This window comes from Marinagarivorans sp. (assembly GCF_982758155.1).
Map to the genome: position 1 here is coordinate 1 of NZ_CEXWTU010000244.1, position 4,102 is coordinate 4,102.

General features: G+C 47.1%; 2 protein-coding genes. Both read left to right on the forward strand.

The genetic code is table 11. The annotated features are described in order from the left end of the window. Window positions 1–167 precede the first annotated feature (167 nt). On the forward strand, window positions 168–1,508 hold the full coding sequence (locus AC3A8L_RS18400; protein ID WP_487963738.1) for a glycoside hydrolase 5 family protein: 1,341 nt from the start codon (window positions 168–170) through the stop codon (window positions 1,506–1,508). 10 nt (window positions 1,509–1,518) lie between these two features. After that, window positions 1,519–4,071 (forward strand): glycoside hydrolase family 3 protein, encoded by a 2,553-nt coding sequence (locus tag AC3A8L_RS18405; RefSeq protein ID WP_487963739.1) that lies wholly within the window; start codon window positions 1,519–1,521, stop codon window positions 4,069–4,071. Window positions 4,072–4,102: the final 31 nt, after the last annotated feature.

The window sequence follows — 4,102 nt, forward strand, 5'->3', positions numbered from 1 at the left end:
ATAAAGTATTTTTTCCTCGGCCCTAAGGCGGTTCTTGCGCACGACGCATCAAAAATAAGAAGTCTATCAATATACTAAGTAAACCTTCTTTAGTATATTGATAGACTTCTTATTTCACAATAATCGTTGCAGTTTGCTGCAAAGACTATCGCTAAAAGGCTATCAATGTGAACGCTCTTATCGTATCGCTACTTACCGCCCTGATTTTTATTGCTGCTGGTTGCACGCGACCACCCATGCATTCGACATTGGAGTTCCCCAATCCCGATGCTTTTGTTCGCGTAGAAGGCAATCAATTCACCATTGGCGGTACGCCGTACCATTATGTGGGTGTCAATATGTGGTATGGCGCTTATCTCGGCTCTCCCGAATCCGATATTGGTGACCGAGCTCGCCTAATCAAAGAGTTAGACTATTTAAGTGAAATGGGCGTGACAAATATCCGTGTATTGGGCGCTTCAGAAAAATCCATTTTACGTGATGCAGTTAATCCCGCCATTATGGATCGCGGCGAGATCAAGAGAGAAGATATTTTAATCGGCTTAGATTTTTTACTGGTGGAAATGCGCAAGCGAAACATGCGGGCAGTGATTTACCTTAATAATTTTTGGGAATGGTCGGGCGGTATGGCAACGTACTTGTCATGGGTTAAAAACGGAGAAATTGTTGACCCTAGTAATAAAGATACACCGTGGCCTGCATTTCCAATATTCACAGCCCAGTTTTATCGCGAACCCGCCGCTATCGCTTTATTTAATGATTATGTTAAGACAATAACATCACGGGTTAATACATTATCTGGGATGGCGTATCGAGACGATCCCACCATCATGGCTTGGCAGTTGGCCAATGAGCCTCGCCCAGGGCATAAAAGCCATAGTACACCCCATTTGCCAGCGTATTATCAGTGGATTAAACAAACGGCCAGCCTCATTAAATCGCAAGCACCTCATCAGCTGGTATCCTTGGGGTCTGAGGGCACAATGGGTTGCCTTGAAAGTGAGCAATGTGTTTTAGATGCGCATACAAAGACAGGCATCGATTATATGACCTTTCATTTATGGATGAAAAATTGGGGCTGGTATGATGCACTAAACCCAAAAGGGACTTTTGATAACGCTAAAAATACCGCCGCGGGGTATATTCAACAGCATATTGCGTTTGCAAATACACTTGGTATGCCTACGGTGTTAGAAGAATTTGGGCTGGAGCGCGACAATGGTGATTTTTCCCCGTTGTCGGCAACGGTCTACCGCGATGACTTTTATGCTTTTGTTTACGCTCAAATTGAGCGTAGTAGCGCACAAGGCGGGCCTTTAGTGGGCAGTAATATCTGGGCTTGGGGCGGCTTTGGCACTGCGCAGCATAACGATTATCTCTGGCGAGCCGGTGATGGACAGTTCGTGGGCGATCCACCACAAGAGGCACAAGGTTTAAATTCTGTATATGCTAACGATACATCGACGATTGCCATTATGGCTAATCACGCAAAAAATCTAAAAAAATAAAGAGTGATTTATGAAGTTTGTATCCGTATTAAGTCCAGTAGCAGCAATGCTATTGTCGGTAAGCTTTTTAGGCTGTCAATCGTTAGAAAAAAACACCGCAACAACAAAAAAATCCAGCTTAAGTCAATGGCCGAACGTAACCCCGGGAGTAAAAAAAGATTCGTTAATTGAAGCACGCATCGAAAAACTATTGCAAACGCTTTCACTGGAACAAAAAATTGCGCAAATGATTCAGGTCGATCTGGCGCACGTTACACCAGAAGAAATTTCTGAATACAGGATTGGCTCCGTATTAAACGGCGGTGGCCAGCCGCCCAATAAAAACGCGAATGCTTCCCCGGCTGAGTGGTCGGCGTATGGCGAGATGTTATATCAGGCGGCGATGAAACCCGAGGCCGGTAAGGTGGCGATTCCCTTATTGTGGGGGACCGATGCCGTACACGGCCATGGTAATGTGAAAGGGGCAACATTATTCCCACATAACATTGGCTTAGGTGCAACCCGCAATCCTAAATTAGTCGAGGCGATTGGCAAGGCAACGGCGCTAGAGGTAGCGGCGACAGGCATTGATTGGGACTTTGCACCTACAGTAGCAGTAGCCCGCGATGACAGGTGGGGGCGCACTTACGAAAGTTATTCAGAAGACCCGCAGATTGTTGCAGCATTAGGTGCGGCTACAATTCGAGGCTTGCAAGGTTCTGCGCGAAGCGAAAGTTTCCTTTCGGATACACGCGTTTTGGCCACTGCAAAGCACTATATTGGTGACGGCGGTACAGCCTTTGGAGATGATCAAGGCTATACCGTGGGCGATGAAGCTGAACTCATAAAAACACACCTGCCGGGCTATATCGCCGCCATTGAAGCTGGCGTTCAAACGATTATGGCGAGCTACAGTTGGTGGCAAGGTGTGCACTCACACGGCAATACTTATTTGTTGACTGATGTTTTAAAAGAGCATCTGAAATTCGAAGGCATTGTGGTGAGTGACTGGCAAGGTATTGCGCATATACCTGGGTGTCAAATCGATAACTGTCCGCAAGCCGTTAATGCCGGTATCGATATTTTCATGATGCCTTACGCGCCTGACTGGAAAAACTTTTATATCAATACGCTGGCGCAAGTACGCAATGGCGAGATCAAAGAAGCCCGTATTAATGATGCGGTGCGCCGTATTCTACGCGTTAAAATGCGCGCGCGATTATGGCAAAAGCCCAGCCCAGCAAAACGTAAAGTTACCGCGATGGCACACGTTGTTGGTGGTGATGCACATCGTAATTTGGCGCGCCAAGCGGTGCGGGAATCATTGGTGTTATTAAAAAATACCGGCGTTTTACCCTTAAACCCCAGCAGCCGTATAGCTGTGGTTGGCGATGCAGCCACTAGTATCGCAACGCAGGCCGGGGGCTGGTCCGTAACCTGGCAAACCAAAGGCACGCCCAATGAAATGTTCCCAGGTGCTACCAGTATTTATCAAGGCTTAGCCAATGCGGTTACCCAGGCTGGTGGTCATATTCAATTCAGTAAGACAGCCTCAAAAGTAACCGCAGCCGATGCAGCCATCGTAGTGTTTGGCGAGCAACCTTATGCCGAAATGTACGGCGACATACAGAATCTAGACACCCTGGAATTTCAGCAATACGACAAAACCGCATTGGCCCAACTTAAAGCATTGAAAGCGCGGGGAATTCCAACCGTCGCCGTATTTTTAACCGGCCGCCCGCGATGGGTAAATAAGGAACTAAATGCCGCCGATGCTTTTGTTGTTGCTTGGTTGCCAGGTACCGAAGGGCAGGGCGTGGCTGATGTATTACTGAGTAGTAAGCGTAACTATAGCTTCAATGGTCGATTGTCCTTTTCTTGGCCGGCTAACCCCTGCGATGCGGTTATAAATCCAGATAATACTTCAGCCAGTAATACGCTATTTGCGCTGGGTTTTGGCTTGGATTATTCGTCACCTAAGAACACATGGCAGCTATTGTCAGAAAATACGCAGCCCTGGCGTTACGGTTGTAGATTAGACGCAGAACTACCCGCCGATAAATCTGCACAATTTTCAACGGATGATGGATGGTTTTTTGCGTTAGAAAAGAAATCGCTAGCGCGTAAAGAGATTACACATACGGTAGCGCTAGAGAACATAACGGCAAGGCCTATCGAAAACGGGACAGGCGTTTCTGTAGCCTGGGATGGAAAGGGTTTTGGCCGTTTAGTACTGCGTAACAATAAGCCAGATAATGATTATTTAGTCCAGTATGCCAATGGTGCCGCGCTAGAATTGATGGTCCGTGTAAAACAGGCGCCCACGAAAAAGGTTGATCTTGTTGTGGCGAGTGGGCATCTAGCAACTAATGCACTGGATGTTACTAGTGCTCTGGCGGGGTTGACTCTTAATCAATGGGAGCCACTACGCATCGACCTTAAATGTTTTACCCGAGAGCGTGCTGATATGAGTAAAGTTGATGTCCCTTTTAGCTTGGAAACCCAAGGGTCGTTGAGTATCGATGTTCGTGACGTGACTCTGAAGGCAAGCAAGGTCAAAAGCCATACGATAAGCTGTGGTTAAAACGGTTTCCCTTCGTCACTTAGGTGCGGGG

Bases quoted from the DNA above. Each gene is read 5' to 3' on its own strand.
- AC3A8L_RS18405 (WP_487963739.1), top strand. From the start codon at position 1,519: ATGAAGTTTGTATCCGTATTAAGTCCAGTAGCAGCAATGCTATTGTCG.